We start from the raw sequence: 15,847 nt of genomic DNA, 5'->3' as shown, positions 1-15,847 counted from the left end.
GCGTGCATTTTTGCGCGGGATAGCGTCTGAGTGCCACCTGGCCATTCGGCCGATTGTTGACCCGCTTGCGAATCGTTAGATTGGCTGCGTGCTTTGAAACGATCAGGGATGCAGATGAAATGGGATGCAGTCTGTTTGTGGCCGCGCCGCGGCTTTACGCTTGTCGAAACACTGGCTGTTGTCGCGCTGCTGGCGATAGTCGCCGTGATGGCGACACCGTCGTTCGTTGCGTGGCACCTGCGGGACCAGGTGGACGCGCGTGCGAAAGCGCTTGCCTCGACGCTCGCCTATGCGCGCAGCGAGGCATTGCGCCTCGGTGCCCGCGTCACTGTGTGCCGGATCGACGCGGCACGTCGTTGTCTTGCCGCAGGGCAAGCTTGTGGCAACGGCGTCACGGACTGGTCGTGTGGCTGGGCTGTGTTGGCCGAACGGAATGGCACGCTCTCACTGCTGCGCGCGCATCCTTTGCTCGCTGCGGTCAGCATCACCGGGACGCAGACAAATCTCACGTTTACGCCGCCGGCGGGGCAGTTGATCGGCACCTTTCGCAGCTTTGAGATCGCGCCACGCGTGCCGTCGAAAGCGACGCAAGGCGACAAGTGGCGGCGCTGCATCCGCATCGCGGCGGGCGGGCGCGTGCGGATTGTCGAGGGCGCGTGTGGAGCTGCGTCGTGAGCCGATATCCGTCCAACTCACGGGTGCGCAATTGCGCAGCAACGTGTTCAACGAGACATAGGGGTAGTTCGCTAATCGAAGTAATGCTCGCCGTTGCCTTGATGGCAGTGACGGCGCTCGGGTTGATCGCCGGTCAATTGTGGACTGCGCGCGAAGCCCGTGCGATGGCAATGCGCGAGCACGCAGCATGGATAGCCGATTCCGTTGTCGAAGCAATGCGCGAGCCTTCGGCAGGCGATTCTGCGATCAGGCAATGGAGCGCGTGTGCAGCGACTTTGTTACCGCATGGTGAGGCTTCGGTAGGCGAGAGTGGCGGTGTATCTGCCGCACGCGTTACGTGGGCGACCCTGCGTGACACGCCACGCGCCGGCGATGTCATCGACAAGCCCGAGTCGTGCGGTGGGGTGGATGTTCCAGCGGGCTCCTCATGCGTTGTGCTGGCGTTCGCAAAATGACACGACGTATGGCTACCGCGCGTGGGCATACGCTCGTCGAGTTCGTGATCGCAATTGCGTTGGGGCTGGTGGTGACCGCCGGCGCGGTCGCGCTTTATACAACGCAGCGTAACGTGTTCGAGCGCGCGGGCGATGTGATGCGGATCCGCGAAGCCGGCCTGAGCGCGCTTACGCTGATGGGCCAGCAAATTCAAATGGCCGGCTTCGTGCCCGCGGACGTCGTGAAGTTCAATAGTCCACCGCCGTTGTTCGGTTGTTCTGGCGGTCGCCCGACCGGTGCGGACGACAGCGTCGCCTGCGAGGCGTTGCCGGGTCGCTCGGATGGCATTGTGGTTCGTTATGTCGGGGACGCCGTTTCGACGTGGCCGTCAGCGACCGGCCAAACGACCGACTGTCTCGGCCAGGCTGTAACGAACAACAACGCGGCACTCGGCGAGCAGGGCGTATTGGTGGTCAACCGGTACTTCGCGAGAGTCAGCGCGTCGACAGGTGAGCCGGAGCTTTACTGCGAAGGCAACGGCAAGGCAGGGTCTGCGCAGCCCTTGGTCGAAGGCGTCGAGCGCGTGCGATTCAGGTACTGGTTGGCCGGTGGCCTGGCTGCAATAGATGCATCGGCGGTGACGGACAGCCAATGGGCAAAGATCGTCGCGGTCGATCTCTGCGTGCTCGTCCGGGGAGCGCCGCAAGGACGGCGTATGCGCTACGTCGACTGCGACGGCGCGAGCGTGCTTGGCGCCGACATGCGCGCGCGACAGGCTTTCTGGCGGCGCGTGGCGATACGCAATTACGCGGAGGATCTCCTGTGACGGAAAGACTTTGCAATCCAACGCACCGCCGCGCGTCGTCGAAACATTTGACGCGTCTTACCTGCACGGGTCGTCGATCACGCGTTCTCAATAGCGGCACTGTCCTGCCGATCGTTTTGCTGATTTCCGCGATGATGTTGACCACCTCCGCGGCCTGGTTTGAGACATCGCTTGCAGCGGCGCGCGGCGCCAGCAACGTGCGTGACTATTTGCAGGCATTTCATGCCGCGGATTCGGCGCTGACCTTATGCGCCAGGAGCGTCGCCGCCGCGGCTGCTTTCGAGCCGCAACCGGTGTCATCGCTCTCACCCGGCGAGCCGACGCAATGGACACACAAAGTCGCCTTTGAAGCCGGTGCCGTCACGCCCGTCGCGCAATGGCCCGGATCGCTGCGAGCGCCGCAATGTTTGATCGAAGCGTGGCGTCTGGGCACTCGCACCGATGCCCGAGCTTATCTGCTGACTTCGCGTGGCTTCGGCCGGACCGGAGAGTCGCAGGTGTGGTTGCAGATGGAGCTCGTGATCACAGGCGAGCAGATCGAGCGCCATTGGCGTCACGTTGCCGCACACCCATTTTGACGGGAGGTTTATGGCGAGACCGCGTACATCCGCATTCACGCTACTGGAACTGATGATTGCGCTGGCAATAGCCGCCACGCTGCTCACGTTTGCTGTGCCCTCGTATCGGAGCCATGTCGTGCGAGCACATCGGGTCGACGCTGCGTCAGCCCTTTATCGCGCGGCGCAATTCGTCGAGGGATCGGCAAGCGATGGCCCCGCGACGTTGCCTGCGGGTCTGGATCAGGCTCCGCAGTTCGGCACACCGATCTACCGGTTGCAAGTGCTGCCGGCAAACGATGCAAACGGTGGTTATTCGGTAGAGGCCGTGCCCATCGAAACCAGCCCTATGCGAGACGACGCCTGCGGCACCTTCACGCTGGATGCGACAGGGCTGCGAGGCAATAGAAGCGGAACAAACGGCACAGCACCGGCAAGCGGCGAGTGCTGGAATACAAGCTAGGGACCCTTACTGCAGAACGAGGGTTGGCGAGTCGAGGCGTTCTAGTGCCTGCGAACCTTAGGGCCAAGCGACAAGCTGCTGCTGCAAGGCCCACGCAGGAAACGGTCAACGGTCCCCGCGCTTCAATACCCGCTATCAACTGTCTCTTTCTTGTTGTCGGCAGACGCGGCGGGGTCATTCTTTATCTGCTTCCAGATCCGATACGCTTCCCATCCGGCAAGTGCAAGGCTGCCCCATTTGAGTGCGGGTTTTGCACCTGCTGCAATAGTCGCGCGCAGCGGCTTCGCCAACACCAGCGAAGCGATCGAACTGACGAGCGGATACTGTTTGAGAAGCGCGCCTATGCTCCCGGCGTTGAGGAAGCTCGCCTTCGATCCGCGGCCCACGCGCATGCCGCCGAAGCCCGGCAGAATGAATTTGAGCCAGCTGAAATGCGTGACTGCCTGCCGCAATTCGATGGTTGCCTGAGCGAGTTCCATGCGCTCGACATCCGCGCGGACCAGCAGCAGTTCCTTGCGTAGCGCTCGCAGGTGCGGCGCACTCAGATCTCTGACCTGGTGGCGTTTGTTGCGGAATGCGGTATCGGAATGGGTTTGGCTCATGGCGTGTCGGCGGCAGTGGAGGTGGGGCAGTAAAACTGTGCTGCAAATCGCTCGAGGTATTGGCGAAGTCTCTTCGACGGCGCAGGGCAGTTGACATCCGCCCATGAGCCCATTGTTATGCCTGCTGCGTCACGGTTTGCGGAACACGTCGCGGTCTTTTTCGAACTCGGCAAGCGTGGCTTCGAACACCATGGGAGCATTGCGCAAACCGCTGCGCGCTTTCAGTGCACAGGCTATTCCCGCGACCGCATAAACCACCGTGATGCCGGCGAGCGCTTGCCACCGGTAGGTGTCCCAGAATGCGATGGCGACCAGCGCCGTCAATGCGATTAAGGCCATCGTCGCGAGCATCATGGCCGCGAGGCCGAGGAACAGCACACCGAGCAGACGGTCTTTTTCTTCGGCGAGTTCGATGCCGACCAACTCAAGCCGGGTTTGCAAAATGGCAAACACGGATCCGATGATACGGCGCAACGGACTATGTTCGCCGTGCTGCGATTGTGTTTCGATCGTCATGGCTCTGGGCGTTGCGGGTGAATGCTTAACCGGCGCGTGAAAACGAGCGCGCCAAAAGAAGCGGACCGGCCAAACGTGCGCCGGTCAACTCGATTCGCTGATGTGCCGGAGGCGGAATCGCCCCGGCAGCCTCACCAGTGTTACTTGCGGTTGATCAACAGCCCGAGCAATACGCCGGCGCCCGCGGCGATGCCGATGGATGCCCACGGATGCTCATGCACGTAGTCGTCGGTGGCGCGTGCGGCCTTCTTGCCTTTTTCGACCACCACGACCTGCACGTCAGCCGCCTTTTCCTTAGCCTGCTTCAGGCGCGTAAGCGCCGTTTCACGCAGTTCCGAAGCGCGCTCGCCAGTTGCGCTCGCGGCCTGTTTCAGCAAATCCTCAGCGTCCGCGAGGACGGTTTTGATATCCGACATCAATCTCTCCTTGTTGACTTCCGACATTGACAGCTCCCCTTCGTCTCACGCCACGCGTGAATCGTAACCAAAGAAACGGCTGCTGGCGAGCGCAGCGCTCGATTCATGAACAATCGCACGAACCGTTCCTGGTTGAAGCAAGACTTAAAAACTCCACCCTTGCGGCACAGGGTTGCGAAGTTTGCATAAGATGGAGTTGATCTGTCCCGCAAAGTTTCCACTAAATCGGTGAAAATTACAAAAACGCATAAAGTAGTGACGCGATGTTGGTTAGTTGTTCACTGTCACTCCCGTATGCTGTATTTTTGCTGCGCGTCGCGAGCGAATGCTCGCGCGGAATGTCCGAATACAATCAAGGAGCTGCAATATGAGTCTACGTCTTGGCGATATCGCACCGGATTTCGAGCAGGAGTCGAGTGTCGGCCGCATCAAGTTCCACGACTGGCTGGGCGACAGTTGGGGTGTGCTGTTTTCGCACCCCGCTGACTTCACGCCGGTCTGCACGACCGAACTGGGTCTGACGGCGAACCTGGCCGGCGAATTCGAGAAGCGCAATGTGAAGACGATTGCATTGTCGGTCGACAGCGCCGAGTCGCACAAGGAATGGATCAAGGATATCAACGAGACGCAAGCCGCCAGTGTCGGCTTCCCGATTCTCGCCGACGGCGATCGCAAGGTCGCTGAGCTTTACGACATGATCCACCCGAACGCCAGTGAAACTTTCACGGTCCGATCGCTGTTCGTGATCGATCCGAAAAAGAAAGTGCGTTTGACCATTACCTACCCGGCCAGCACCGGGCGCAACTTCGACGAAGTGCTGCGCGTGATCGACTCGCTGCAACTCACCGACAGCCACTCGGTCGCAACGCCCGGCAACTGGAAGCAGGGCGACGACGTGGTGATCGTGCCGTCGTTGAAAGACGAAGAAGTCATCAAGCAGAAATTCCCGAAGGGCTACAAGGCCCTGCGCCCGTATCTGCGTCTGACACCGCAGCCGAACAAGTAAGCGGCTGACGCGTCACGAAGCGCATCGTTAGCACCAAGGCGGCGCAACAAAAAAAGGCCGGTTCAAAAGAACCGGCCTTTCCTTTTCTACTGTTCGATCTTCAACTCAGCGGCCAGCACGAAACGCCGCCATCGAAGCACTCAGCTCAGTGCCTCAGAAAAACGCCTGAATCCCCGTCTGCGCGCGCCCGAGAATCAGCGCGTGAATGTCGTGCGTACCTTCATAGGTGTTCACGACTTCCAGATTGACCAGATGACGCGCGATGCCGAACTCGTCCGAGATCCCGTTGCCGCCGAGCATGTCGCGCGCGAGCCGTGCGATGTCCAGCGCCTTGCCGCACGAATTGCGTTTCATAATCGACGTAATTTCGACGGCAGCCGTGCCTTCATCTTTCATGCGGCCGAGACGCAGCACGCCTTGCAGGCCGAGCGTGATTTCGGTTTGCATGTCGGCGAGCTTTTTCTGGATCAACTGGTTCGCGGCGAGCGGCCGGCCGAACTGTTTGCGATCCAGCACGTACTGACGCGCCGTGTGCCAGCACGCTTCCGCCGCGCCGAGCGCGCCCCAGGCAATACCGTAGCGCGCCGAGTTCAGGCAGGTGAACGGACCGCGCAAGCCACTGACTTCGGGGAAGCGGTTTTCTTCCGGCACGAACACGTCGTCGAGCACGATCTCCCCGGTGATCGACGCACGCAGACCCACCTTGCTATGGATGGTCGGCGCCGACAGCCCCTTCCACCCCTTCTCGAGAATGAAGCCGCGGATCGAATCCTTGCCGTCCTCTTCGAGCTTGGCCCACACAACGAACACGTCGGCGATCGGCGAATTGGTGATCCACATCTTCGCGCCCGACAGCAAATAGCCGCCGTCCACCTTCTTCGCCCGCGTAATCATGCTGCCCGGATCGGAGCCGTGGTTCGGTTCGGTCAGGCCGAAGCAGCCTATCCATTCGCCGGTGGCGAGCTTCGGCAGGTACTTCTGCTTTTGCGCTTCCGAGCCGAATTCGTAGATCGGGACCATAACGAGCGACGACTGCACCGACATCATCGACCGGTAGCCGGAATCGACGCGCTCCACTTCACGCGCGATCAGACCATACGCCACGTAGTTCAGACCGGGGCCGCCGTATTGCTCGGGAATCGTCGGGCCGAGCAGGCCGAGCTCGCCCATTTCGCGGAAGATCTCGATGTCGGTCTTCTCGTGACGGAACGCTTCGAGCACGCGCGGCTGCAGCTTGTCCTGCGAGTACGCGGCGGCGGCGTCGCGCACCATGCGTTCGTCTTCGGTGAGCTGCTGATCCAGCAGCAACGGGTCTTCCCAGTGAAACTGCGCGGCCTCTGCCATGACGTATCTCCTGATTTCCTGCTTGACTTGAACGTGTTCGTTAAACGTGTTCGAGCTTGACTTAAGTTCCGCTATGCGAAACAATGTTTTGCAAACCACGCCCGAGTGTATCACCACATGACGCCCATATCCACTCTCTCCGAACCGCTCGACGAGCGCAAATTTGTCGTCGCCCTCGCGCGCGGGCTGGATTTGCTGCGCGCGTTCAAGCCGGGCGAAACGATGCTCGGCAATCGCGATTTCGTCGAACGCACGGGCTTGCCGAAGGCGACCGTCAACCGTCTGGCCTACACGCTGACTGTGCTCGGCTATCTGCGGCTCGACGAAACGCTGGGTAAATATGCGCTGGACGCCGGTGTGCTCTCGCTCGGTTTCGCGCTGCTCTCGGGTACCGACACGCTCGAACTCGCGCGTCCGCACATGCGCACCTTCGCGCGCGAAGTGGGCGCGGCGGTGTCGCTTGGATGCCGTGACGGCCTCGACATGATTTATCTGGAGACGATCCGCAGTGAAACCGCGCTGACGCTCGGACTCGCCTCGGGCTCGAAACTGTCGATGCTGACCAGTTCGATGGGGCGCGCGTATCTGGCGGTCCAGCCATTGGACGTGCGCGCCGCCTTGCTGGCCGAGCTCAAGAAGTTGGCGGGCAAAGAGGGCGCTGCGTTGCTGGCCGATGCCGAAAAGGAAATCGAAGCCTTTGCAGAGGAACGCTGCTGCTATTCGTTCCGCGCCTGGCATGACGACGTGAACGCGGTCGCGGTGCCGTTTCGCGAGCCGCGCGAAGGCCGCTGGCTGGTGCTCAGTTGCAGCGGGCCGGCGTCGTCGATGGGAGAGGAGGTGTTCCGGGAAAGCGTCGCGCCGCGGCTGAAGGCATTGGCGCGGCGATTAGGCGATACCGGCTGAAGTACCGGCCCGCGCAGCGTCAGCACAAGAAATACTCACACCGCCCGATCGTGATAATGGGCCGTGAATAACGGCCCTTGCACGAAGCGCACGTCGTACTGCTGCAGCGCGAGGAACTGCGGCTCATCCATCACCCGATTGAAGATCAGCGGAACCCGCAGCCGGCTCGCATAGCCGACCAGCGGCTTCACCATCGCGTCGCGCAATGCGACCGCCGCATCCATCTTGATGAAGTCGAGCCGCGCGGTTTCTGACACCGACAGAATCTGCCCCGCGTTCGAAAGATTTCCCGCCACCTTGAAGCCATAGCGCTGATAGCTCGTGGTCAGATAGCCGAGGAATGTCTTATGTGCGACCGCGGACGCCGGCAACTCGATTACCACACGCGACGGGTTCAGTCCGAACGACAGCAGCACGCTCGAAAAATGCCGTCCATGGTCGTACTTGACGCTCTTGAGCAGGCGCTCGTGCACGCGCAGAAATAGCAAGCCGTGCCGTTGCGCGCCGAAGAAATTGATGGCGTGCAGCGCGCGTGACATGCGGTCGAGGGCGACTAGTTCCTGATCGTCTGCAATACGGTCGAAGGGATCGAAGGCATCGAAGGGCGCGCCGTCGAGGCGCTGCGTGACGGCCTGGAACCCGAGCTCATCGCCGAAACGATCCACGCCCTCGGCGCCCGACGACAACGACTGCGCCAACGCATGCACGCTGATATCGAAGATCGGCTCATAGGCACTGGCGAGCTCGAAGCCGTCGAACTGCGCCAGCGCGACATCGCTATGCACGCCGGTCCCCATCACCAGATGTTCACCGAGAAATGGGTGATCGGCGGCGCGTGCAATCAGGTTGGGGATGGTCGGCGGAATCATGTAGGCGAATGGATGGCGATAGGTGCGCACTCGGCGCTCGGCAACGCGACTCGGTTGCCGCATCCATTGATGGTAGCAGTCCGCGCCGCGCGCACTTGAACAAAATGCTCATAACGTTATCGGCCGAACGCTTGTCGGCACAGGCCGCCGCGGATTTCGCGGCGAGTTTCCAGGGTATACGTTAATTTCACTATACGTAATTCGTTTTACTATACGTAAATTGCAGCGCGGCTGCGATGGCGGGCGTGTTTGTGTCTCCTTTGCGGGAAAGGGCGTGGTCCCTGACCGCGGACCGACCGGGCGCGCGCCGCGACCAAACCCAAACAATCCAGTCAGGACGAGGAGACGACCCAATGAGCGCCAAACCGGCCGTGGCCGCCGCCAATGTGATCGAAGTCGAGCGCGTGCTCGGCGAAACGCATCACCCGGCATTCCAGTTGATGCTGCTCGCGCTATGCGGGCTATGCCTCGTGATCGACGGCTTCGACGCGCAAGCGATGGGCTACGTCGCGCCGAGCGTGATCGGTGAATGGCATGTCTCGAAGGCGGCGCTCGGGCCCGTGTTCAGCGCCAGTCTGTTCGGCATGTTGCTGGGTGCGTTGGGCTTGTCGGTGCTGGCTGACCGCATTGGCCGGCGCCCGGTATTGATTGGCGCGACGTTTTTCTTCGCGCTATCGATGCTGGCCACGCCCTTCGTTGAGACGATCCCCGCATTGATCACGCTGCGCTTCATCACGGGCCTCGGACTCGGCTGCATCATGCCGAATGCGATGGCGCTGGTCGGCGAATTCTCGACCCCCGCGCATCGCGTCAAGCGCATGATGCTGGTGTCGTGCGGCTTCACGCTGGGCGCGGCTTTGGGTGGTTTCATCAGCGCCGCGCTGATCCCAGCGTACGGCTGGCGCGCGGTGTTCTGGGTGGGCGGCGCCGTGCCTTTGCTGCTCGCGTTCGCGATGCTGGCCGCATTGCCGGAGTCGCTGCAGTTTCTGGTCCTCAAAGGGCGCAGCGATCGCGCGTTGCGCTGGCTCGCGAAGTTCAATCCGGCGCTACCGATTGACGCGAATACACGTATCGTTGTGCGTGAAAAGGGCAACGGCGGCGCGCCCGTCGCCGAACTGTTCCGCGCGGGTCGTGGCCCGGTCACGCTGATTTTGTGGGCGATCAGCTTCATGAACCTGATCGATCTTTACTTCCTGTCGAACTGGCTGCCCACCGTGATGCGCGATGCCGGTTACTCGCCGAGCACGGCGGTGATCGTCGGCACGGTATTGCAGACGGGCGGCGTGGTGGGCACCTTGTTGCTCGGCTGGTTCATTGAGCGCTTTGGTTTTGTGCGTGTGCTGTTCGTGTGTTTCGCGGGCGCGGCGCTGGCGGTCGGCACCATCGGAACGGTCGCGCATGCGCTGCCGTGGCTGTTGCTTGTCGTATTCGCGGGCGGCTTCTGCGTGGTCGGCGGACAGCCGGCGGTCAACGCGCTGGCCGGTCATTTTTATCCGACCACGTTGCGTTCCACAGGGATCGGCTGGAGCCTCGGCATCGGCCGCATTGGCTCGGTGATCGGGCCGCTGGTCGGTGGACAACTGATCGCGCTGAACTGGTCGAATGAATCGTTGTTTCATGCGGCTGCGGTACCGGTGCTGTGCTCCGCGTTGCTGGTGATCGCGCTGGCCGCTGCCACGCGGCAACGCGGCAGCCCGTCAGAGCCCCAGACGGCCTGAGACAGACAGCGCACGTCGACAGATCAAGTATCAACGGAGAACCTTGTATGGATACCTCAACCCGCACGCCGAATACCGCCAGCTCGCGACTCGAAATCGAGCCGGGCTATCAGTCGGGATTCGCGAACGAATTCGCTACGGAGGCTTTGCCGGGCGCGCTGCCCGAAGGCCGCAACTCGCCGCAACGCGCGGCCTATGGCCTGTACGCCGAGCAACTGTCGGGCACCGCGTTCACCGCGCCGCGCGGACATAACCGCCGTTCATGGCTGTACCGGATTCGTCCGGCAGCAGTTCACAAGCCGTTCACGCTGCTGCCCTCGGACCGGCTCGTCGCCAACTTCGCCGAGGTGCCGCCAACGCCGCCTAACCAGTTGCGCTGGGACGCATTGCCGATGCCCACCGAGCCGACCGATTTCGTCGATGGCTGGATAACGATGGCGGGCAACGGCGCAGCCGAAGCGATGAACGGCTGCGCGATCCACCTGTATGCAGCGAACCGCTCGATGAAGGATCGTTTCTTCTACAACGCCGACGGCGAATTGCTGATCGTGCCGCAGGAAGGCCGCCTGCATATCGCTACCGAAATGGGCCGACTCGATGTCGAGCCATTCGAAATCGTGGTGATTCCGCGCGGCGTGCGCTTTGCGGTGAGCCTGCCGGACGGTACCGCGCGTGGTTATATCTGCGAGAACTTCGGCGCGTTGCTGCGTTTGCCGGACCTCGGCCCGATCGGCTCGAACGGCCTAGCCAATCCGCGCGATTTCCTCACGCCGCATGCTGCTTACGAAGACCGCGAAGGCGACTTCGAACTCGTCGCCAAGATGAGCGGCAACCTGTGGCGCGCGGATATCGGTCATTCGCCGCTCGACGTGGTGGCGTGGCACGGCAACTACGCGCCGTACAAATACGATCTGCGCCGCTTCAACACGATCGGCTCGATCAGCTTCGACCATCCGGACCCATCGATCTTCCTCGTGCTGCAATCGCAGAGCGATACGCCGGGCGTCGACACGATCGACTTCGTGATCTTCCCGCCGCGCTGGCTCGCGGCCGAAGATACGTTCCGGCCGCCCTGGTTCCATCGCAACGTCGCGAGCGAATTCATGGGCCTTGTGCATGGCGTGTACGACGCGAAGGCCGAAGGCTTTGTGCCGGGCGGCGCGAGTCTGCATAACTGCATGTCGGGTCATGGGCCGGACGCGGACACCTTCGAGAAAGCGTCGCATGGTGACACGTCCACGCCGAAGAAAGTCGGCGACACGATGGCCTTCATGTTCGAAACGCGCACGCTGATCAAGCCGACCCGCTTCGCGCTCGAAACCGCACAACTGCAGGCGCATTACTACGAGTGCTGGCAAGGTCTCAAGAAACACTTCAACCCGGAGCAACGATGAGCGCATTGAGCGATCTTCAGGCGACGCTCGATCCGTCGCGTAAGAGCTGGGTCGAGTCGGCAAACGATTCGACTAACGATTTTTCGATCCAGAATCTGCCGTTCGGTATTTTCAGCGATAAGAACAATGACGCGCGCCGCGTGGGAGTCGCGATTGGCGATGAGATCGTCGATCTGAGCGTTCTCAAGTCCGCCGGCTTGCTCAAGCTTCCGCTCGCCTCTGCCGATCAATTCATTGCAACGAAAGACCGGGCGTTCGAGCAGGACACACTCAACGATTTCATCTCGCTTGGCCGCGATGCATGGCGCAGTGTGCGCATCCAGTTGAGCAATCTGCTTGCGCGTGACAACGCGACTTTGCGCGACGACTCCGCCTTGCGCGCGAAAGCGCTAGTGCGTCAGTCCGATGCGCAACTGCATCTGCCGGTGCAGATTCCGGGTTACACGGATTTCTATTCGTCGAAAGAGCACGCGACGAATGTCGGCTCGATGTTCCGCGACCCGAAGAATGCGCTGTTGCCGAACTGGTCCGAAATGCCGATCGGCTACAACGGACGCGCGTCATCGGTGGTCGTGAGCGGCACGCCCGTGCGGCGTCCTAACGGGCAATTGAAACTACCGGATCAGGAGCGTCCGGTGTTCGGCGCATGCCGCAAACTCGATATCGAACTGGAGACTGGCTTTGTGATCGGCAGCGGCAATACATTGGGCGAGCCGATTGCCTGTGCCGATGCCGAAGCGCACATCTTCGGCATGGTGTTGCTGAACGACTGGAGCGCGCGCGATATTCAGCAATGGGAATACGTGCCGCTCGGTCCGTTCAACGCAAAAACATTCGCGACCACGATCTCACCGTGGATCGTGACGCTCGACGCGCTCGAACCCTTCCGTGTCGAGCAGCCTGTGCAGGAACCGCAGCCGTTGGCCTACTTGCGCCACGAAGGCAAGCACGCATTCGACATCTCGCTGGAAGTGACACTGCGTCCGCAAGCGGCAAAGCAGGCCACCACGATCTCGCGAACCAACTTCAAGCACATGTACTGGACGATGGCGCAACAGCTCGCGCATCACACGGTATCGGGCTGCAACACGCGGGTTGGCGATCTGATGGGTTCGGGCACGATCAGCGGCCCGACCGCCGACTCATGCGGCAGCCTGCTCGAGTCCACCTGGAACGGCAAGAATCCGTTGGAGTTGAAGGAAGGCGGCACACGAGGGTTTATCGAAGACGGCGACGAACTGACGCTCGCCGGATGGTGCCAGGGCGATGGGTATCGTGTGGGCTTCGGCACGTGTGTTGGCGAGATTCTGCCGGCGCGGAAGTAGAGCAGAGGTAGCGCGGAAATCACGCGGAAGGAAGCGCTATGCAAAACGGGGAAGCCATTGTGGCTTCCCCGTTTTCGTATCCAGAGGCGAGGGTGGTTCGACGCCTCAACGCAACAACAGCGCAACCTCACCCTCACCCGATCGCCCGCGCGGGCGCACGTCGCTTTTCCCACCAAACCGCAGCAAGAAACGCAAGCGCAGCAACCAGCAGCACACCGACCATCGCGTCGTTACCAACCCCCTTCATCAACGCGCCGGCCACCAGTGGCCCACCGAAACTGGCAGCGCTCCACGACGCCCCCACCACCGAACTTGCCGACACCAGCGCGACACCACGGAACCGCTCGCCGCACGCGACCAGCGACAGCGTATAGATCGCCCCAGCCGTCGCGCCGAGCACATAGAGCAAGGGCCAGCACAGCCACGGCGAATGGATCGCCCAGGGCAGCAACGGCAGCAACACAACGACGATCACGCCGCAGCCGATATGCACGCGTTCGCGGCCGAGCCGGTCGGCGAGCCAGCCGATCGGAAATTGCATTGTCGTGTCGCCGAGCAGCAGCGCCGACGCGAACAGCACGGCCACTTCGCTCGTGATGCCGTGCGACATCGCGAAGAGCGGCAGCAGCGACAGCGCGATCGTATCGAACAACGCGAAAAACCCCGTGCCGATCACGAGCGCCGGCATCTGCGGCAACACATGGCGCCAACTGCCGTGCGCGGCGTGTTCATCCTTCGACGCCTGCGGCGTCTTGCGGATGCTGGCTAGCGCGGGCAAAGCCAGCAGGAAGATCGCGCCGCAAATCAGGAAGCGCCAGTGCGTGAAGTCAGCGATCTGGCTCACCAGTACCGGACCCGACATCTGGAATAGCGTGAAGTTGGTCGCATAGATCGCGATGACCCGGCCGCGGGTGGCGTCGTCAGCGAGCTGGTTGACCCATGCTTCGCTGATCGTGAAGAGCAGCATCAGCGCCGCGCCGCAGAGTACGCGCAACGCGGCCCATAGCCACAGGTTCGAGGTGAATTGCATCAGCGCGGTGGCGGCCCCAACCGTCAGCACCGCGCCGACGATCACCTGGCGGCCGCCGCAGCGCGCGGCGATCCAGGCGGCCACCGGCACGACGAGCAGGCCGCCGCCCGCTTGCGCGGCGGTGAGTAGACCGACCACGTCGGTGCCATAGCCGGCTTGCGTCAGTGCGAGGGCAGTGAGGGGAAGTGTGGCGCCGCTGCCGAGTCCGACGACGGCAACACTAAGAATCAGAGCGAGGAAATCGCGAGTGAAGATGACTTTCATCGGGCCAGATGCTACTACGGCCACGAGTCATTCGCACCTGTGTGCGGATTGCATGAACGCGGTCGAGGGCCGCGTTCGCTTGCTATCGAGGTGATGCCCGCCGCTCGCCGGCGGCGGCGATACGAAACCTGTCCTGGCTGAGGCCGTCTGCGCAGTCTGCGCGCGCGTGCCTCGGTTATCCGGCTACGGCCATCCGTTGTGCGCGCCGGTCGATCGACACCGACCACAGCGTCAGCGCCAGCGCGCCGATCGAGGTCGCCACGCCGACCCATGGCAACGTAGTAAGCGGCGCACCCGCGCCGATCGCCATGCCGCCTAGCCACGCGCCCGTTGCATTGCCGAGGTTGAACGCGCCTTGATTCAGAGTCGACGCCAGATTCGGCGCATGGCTCGCGCGGTCGACGATCAGCATTTGCAGCGGCGGCACGATCGCGAAGGCCAGAATGCCCCACACGAAGATCGTGATCATGGCCGGAATCTCGGCGTGCATCGTGCCGGCGAAGATAGTCAGGATGACGACGATCGCCAGCAGAAACGCGACCAGCGAAGGCATCAGCCGCCAGTCCGCGAGCTTGCCGCCGAGCGTGCTGCCCACCGTCAAGCCGAGGCCGAACAGCAGCAGCACGAAGGTGACCGCGTGCGGCGTGAAGCCGGTCACGTCTTCGAGAATCGGCGTGATGTAGGTGAAGGTGGAAAACAGGCTGGCCGACGCGAGCACGCTGATGCCGAGCACCATCAACACTTGCGGGTTCTTCAGCACGTTGAATTCATGGATCAGGCTCGCCTTCTGCATCTCGATCTTCGCCGGCAGGCACACGGCGAGCGCGCCCGCAGCGAGAATGCCGATGCCGGTCACGGCCCAGAAGGTCGCGCGCCAGCCCACCGCCTGGCCGAGCGCGGTGCCGAGCGGGACGCCGAGCACGTTGGCGAGCGTCAAGCCGGTGAACATCAGCGCGATGGCCTGCGCGCGACGGTTCGGCGCGACCAGACCGGCCGCGACCACTGAACCGATGCCGAAGAACGCGCCATGGCAAAACGCCGTGACGATGCGCGCGGCCATCAGCACCGCGTAGCCCGGCGCGACCGCGCACAGCAGATTACCGACGATGAAGACGCCGATCAGGCTCATCAACGCCTTCTTGCGCGGCATGTTGGCCACGGCGATCGCGACGATCGGCGCGCCGATGGTGACGCCGAGCGCGTAAGCCGACACCAGCATGCCGGCCGCGGGGATTGAGACAGACAGATCGCGCGCGACATCGGGCAGCAGCCCCATGATCACGAATTCGGTGGTACCGATTCCAAAAGCGGCAACGGCAAGGGCGAGCAGGGGCAAAGGCATGGTGACGGAGCGTGAATCAGCACGACGGGAAGCGTCGTGCGGCAGGCGCGCATTTTTCGGGGCGAGAACGCATGCGCCATGCGAGGGGAAAACAGTAGGGGATTCTACCTAAGTCAAAACACCCTTGCTGAGCGTCAAGCAGGCTGTTGTTTTTTGCTGAAA

The 15,847-nt window shown here is 62.2% G+C and carries 17 protein-coding genes; 10 read left to right on the top strand and 7 right to left on the bottom strand.

Going from position 1 to position 15,847, the window contains the following annotated elements; genetic code table 11:
* Window positions 1–114: 114 nt before the first annotated feature.
* Genes M0D68_RS30705 through M0D68_RS30685 form a run of 5 tightly spaced genes read left to right on the top strand, consistent with a single transcriptional unit; the run spans window position 115 to window position 2,956 of the window.
* Window positions 115–675, top strand: coding sequence for a GspH/FimT family pseudopilin (locus M0D68_RS30705; protein WP_200651160.1), 561 nt, complete (start codon window positions 115–117; stop codon window positions 673–675).
* 23 nt (window positions 676–698) lie between these two features.
* Window positions 699–1,130 (top strand): prepilin-type N-terminal cleavage/methylation domain-containing protein, encoded by a 432-nt coding sequence (locus M0D68_RS30700; protein WP_266212545.1) that lies wholly within the window; start codon window positions 699–701, stop codon window positions 1,128–1,130.
* Between the two features lie 8 nt (window positions 1,131–1,138).
* Window positions 1,139–1,936 carry a PilW family protein gene (locus M0D68_RS30695; protein ID WP_266226250.1) on the top strand — a complete coding sequence of 266 codons (798 nt, stop codon included), beginning with the start codon at window positions 1,139–1,141 and terminating at the stop codon, window positions 1,934–1,936.
* A 47-nt stretch (window positions 1,937–1,983) separates the two neighbouring features.
* Window positions 1,984–2,514, top strand: coding sequence for a PilX N-terminal domain-containing pilus assembly protein (locus tag M0D68_RS30690; protein WP_323137242.1), 531 nt, complete (start codon window positions 1,984–1,986; stop codon window positions 2,512–2,514).
* A gap of 10 nt (window positions 2,515–2,524) precedes the next feature.
* Window positions 2,525–2,956 (top strand): type IV pilin protein, encoded by a 432-nt coding sequence (locus M0D68_RS30685; RefSeq protein ID WP_200651156.1) that lies wholly within the window; start codon window positions 2,525–2,527, stop codon window positions 2,954–2,956.
* Between the two features lie 122 nt (window positions 2,957–3,078).
* Here the strand turns inward: M0D68_RS30685 and M0D68_RS30680 are convergent, their stop codons facing one another.
* The 3 genes from M0D68_RS30680 to M0D68_RS30670 all read right to left on the bottom strand — a co-directional run bounded on the left by M0D68_RS30680 (window position 3,079) and on the right by M0D68_RS30670 (window position 4,517).
* Window positions 3,079–3,558 (bottom strand): DUF3318 domain-containing protein, encoded by a 480-nt coding sequence (locus M0D68_RS30680; protein WP_200651155.1) that lies wholly within the window; start codon window positions 3,556–3,558, stop codon window positions 3,079–3,081.
* Between the two features lie 129 nt (window positions 3,559–3,687).
* Window positions 3,688–4,074, bottom strand: a complete 387-nt coding sequence (locus M0D68_RS30675; RefSeq protein ID WP_093644691.1) for a phage holin family protein — start codon at window positions 4,072–4,074, stop codon at window positions 3,688–3,690.
* Between the two features lie 140 nt (window positions 4,075–4,214).
* The gene (locus M0D68_RS30670) at window positions 4,215–4,517 is read right to left on the bottom strand and encodes a YqjD family protein (RefSeq protein WP_028198798.1); all 303 of its coding nucleotides are present in this window, start codon (window positions 4,515–4,517) and stop codon (window positions 4,215–4,217) included.
* A gap of 340 nt (window positions 4,518–4,857) precedes the next feature.
* On the opposite strand from M0D68_RS30670, the gene M0D68_RS30665 reads away from it, so the two are divergent.
* Window positions 4,858–5,496: a peroxiredoxin gene (locus M0D68_RS30665; protein WP_093644693.1), complete on the top strand. Its 639-nt coding sequence runs from the start codon at window positions 4,858–4,860 to the stop codon at window positions 5,494–5,496.
* Between the two features lie 153 nt (window positions 5,497–5,649).
* Here the strand turns inward: M0D68_RS30665 and M0D68_RS30660 are convergent, their stop codons facing one another.
* Complete coding sequence (locus M0D68_RS30660) at window positions 5,650–6,840, bottom strand: acyl-CoA dehydrogenase (RefSeq protein WP_093644695.1); 1,191 nt, start codon at window positions 6,838–6,840, stop codon at window positions 5,650–5,652.
* 117 nt (window positions 6,841–6,957) lie between these two features.
* Here M0D68_RS30660 and M0D68_RS30655 point away from each other — a divergent pair, with 117 nt between their 5' ends.
* Window positions 6,958–7,743 carry an IclR family transcriptional regulator gene (locus M0D68_RS30655; protein WP_200651154.1) on the top strand — a complete coding sequence of 262 codons (786 nt, stop codon included), beginning with the start codon at window positions 6,958–6,960 and terminating at the stop codon, window positions 7,741–7,743.
* A 35-nt stretch (window positions 7,744–7,778) separates the two neighbouring features.
* On the opposite strand, the gene M0D68_RS30650 is transcribed toward M0D68_RS30655, so the two are convergent.
* Window positions 7,779–8,612, bottom strand: coding sequence for an EAL domain-containing protein (locus M0D68_RS30650; RefSeq protein ID WP_093644739.1), 834 nt, complete (start codon window positions 8,610–8,612; stop codon window positions 7,779–7,781).
* A gap of 353 nt (window positions 8,613–8,965) precedes the next feature.
* Between M0D68_RS30650 and M0D68_RS30645 the strand changes: the two genes are divergently transcribed.
* Genes M0D68_RS30645 through fahA form a run of 3 tightly spaced genes read left to right on the top strand, consistent with a single transcriptional unit; the run spans window position 8,966 to window position 13,049 of the window.
* A complete protein-coding gene (locus M0D68_RS30645; RefSeq protein ID WP_200619322.1) occupies window positions 8,966–10,330 on the top strand; it encodes an MFS transporter in 1,365 nt (454 codons plus the stop codon).
* A gap of 47 nt (window positions 10,331–10,377) precedes the next feature.
* Window positions 10,378–11,724 carry a homogentisate 1,2-dioxygenase gene (hmgA, locus tag M0D68_RS30640; protein WP_200619321.1) on the top strand — a complete coding sequence of 449 codons (1,347 nt, stop codon included), beginning with the start codon at window positions 10,378–10,380 and terminating at the stop codon, window positions 11,722–11,724.
* On the top strand, window positions 11,721–13,049 hold the full coding sequence (gene fahA / locus M0D68_RS30635; RefSeq protein WP_200651153.1) for a fumarylacetoacetase: 1,329 nt from the start codon (window positions 11,721–11,723) through the stop codon (window positions 13,047–13,049). The genes hmgA and fahA overlap by 4 nt, the downstream gene beginning before the upstream one ends.
* Window positions 13,050–13,182: 133 nt before the next feature.
* Here fahA and M0D68_RS30630 read toward each other — a convergent pair whose 3' ends face one another.
* On the bottom strand, window positions 13,183–14,343 hold the full coding sequence (locus M0D68_RS30630; RefSeq protein ID WP_200651152.1) for an MFS transporter: 1,161 nt from the start codon (window positions 14,341–14,343) through the stop codon (window positions 13,183–13,185).
* Between the two features lie 175 nt (window positions 14,344–14,518).
* The gene (locus tag M0D68_RS30625; RefSeq protein WP_200619318.1) at window positions 14,519–15,685 is read right to left on the bottom strand and encodes an MFS transporter; all 1,167 of its coding nucleotides are present in this window, start codon (window positions 15,683–15,685) and stop codon (window positions 14,519–14,521) included.
* Window positions 15,686–15,847 lie beyond the last annotated feature (162 nt).

The organism is Paraburkholderia sp. SEWSISQ10-3 4 (assembly GCF_030464785.1).
Lineage (GTDB): Bacteria > Pseudomonadota > Gammaproteobacteria > Burkholderiales > Burkholderiaceae > Paraburkholderia > Paraburkholderia aspalathi.
Note: the sequence above shows the minus strand (reverse complement) of the source record. Positions and strands in the feature narration are given on the sequence as shown.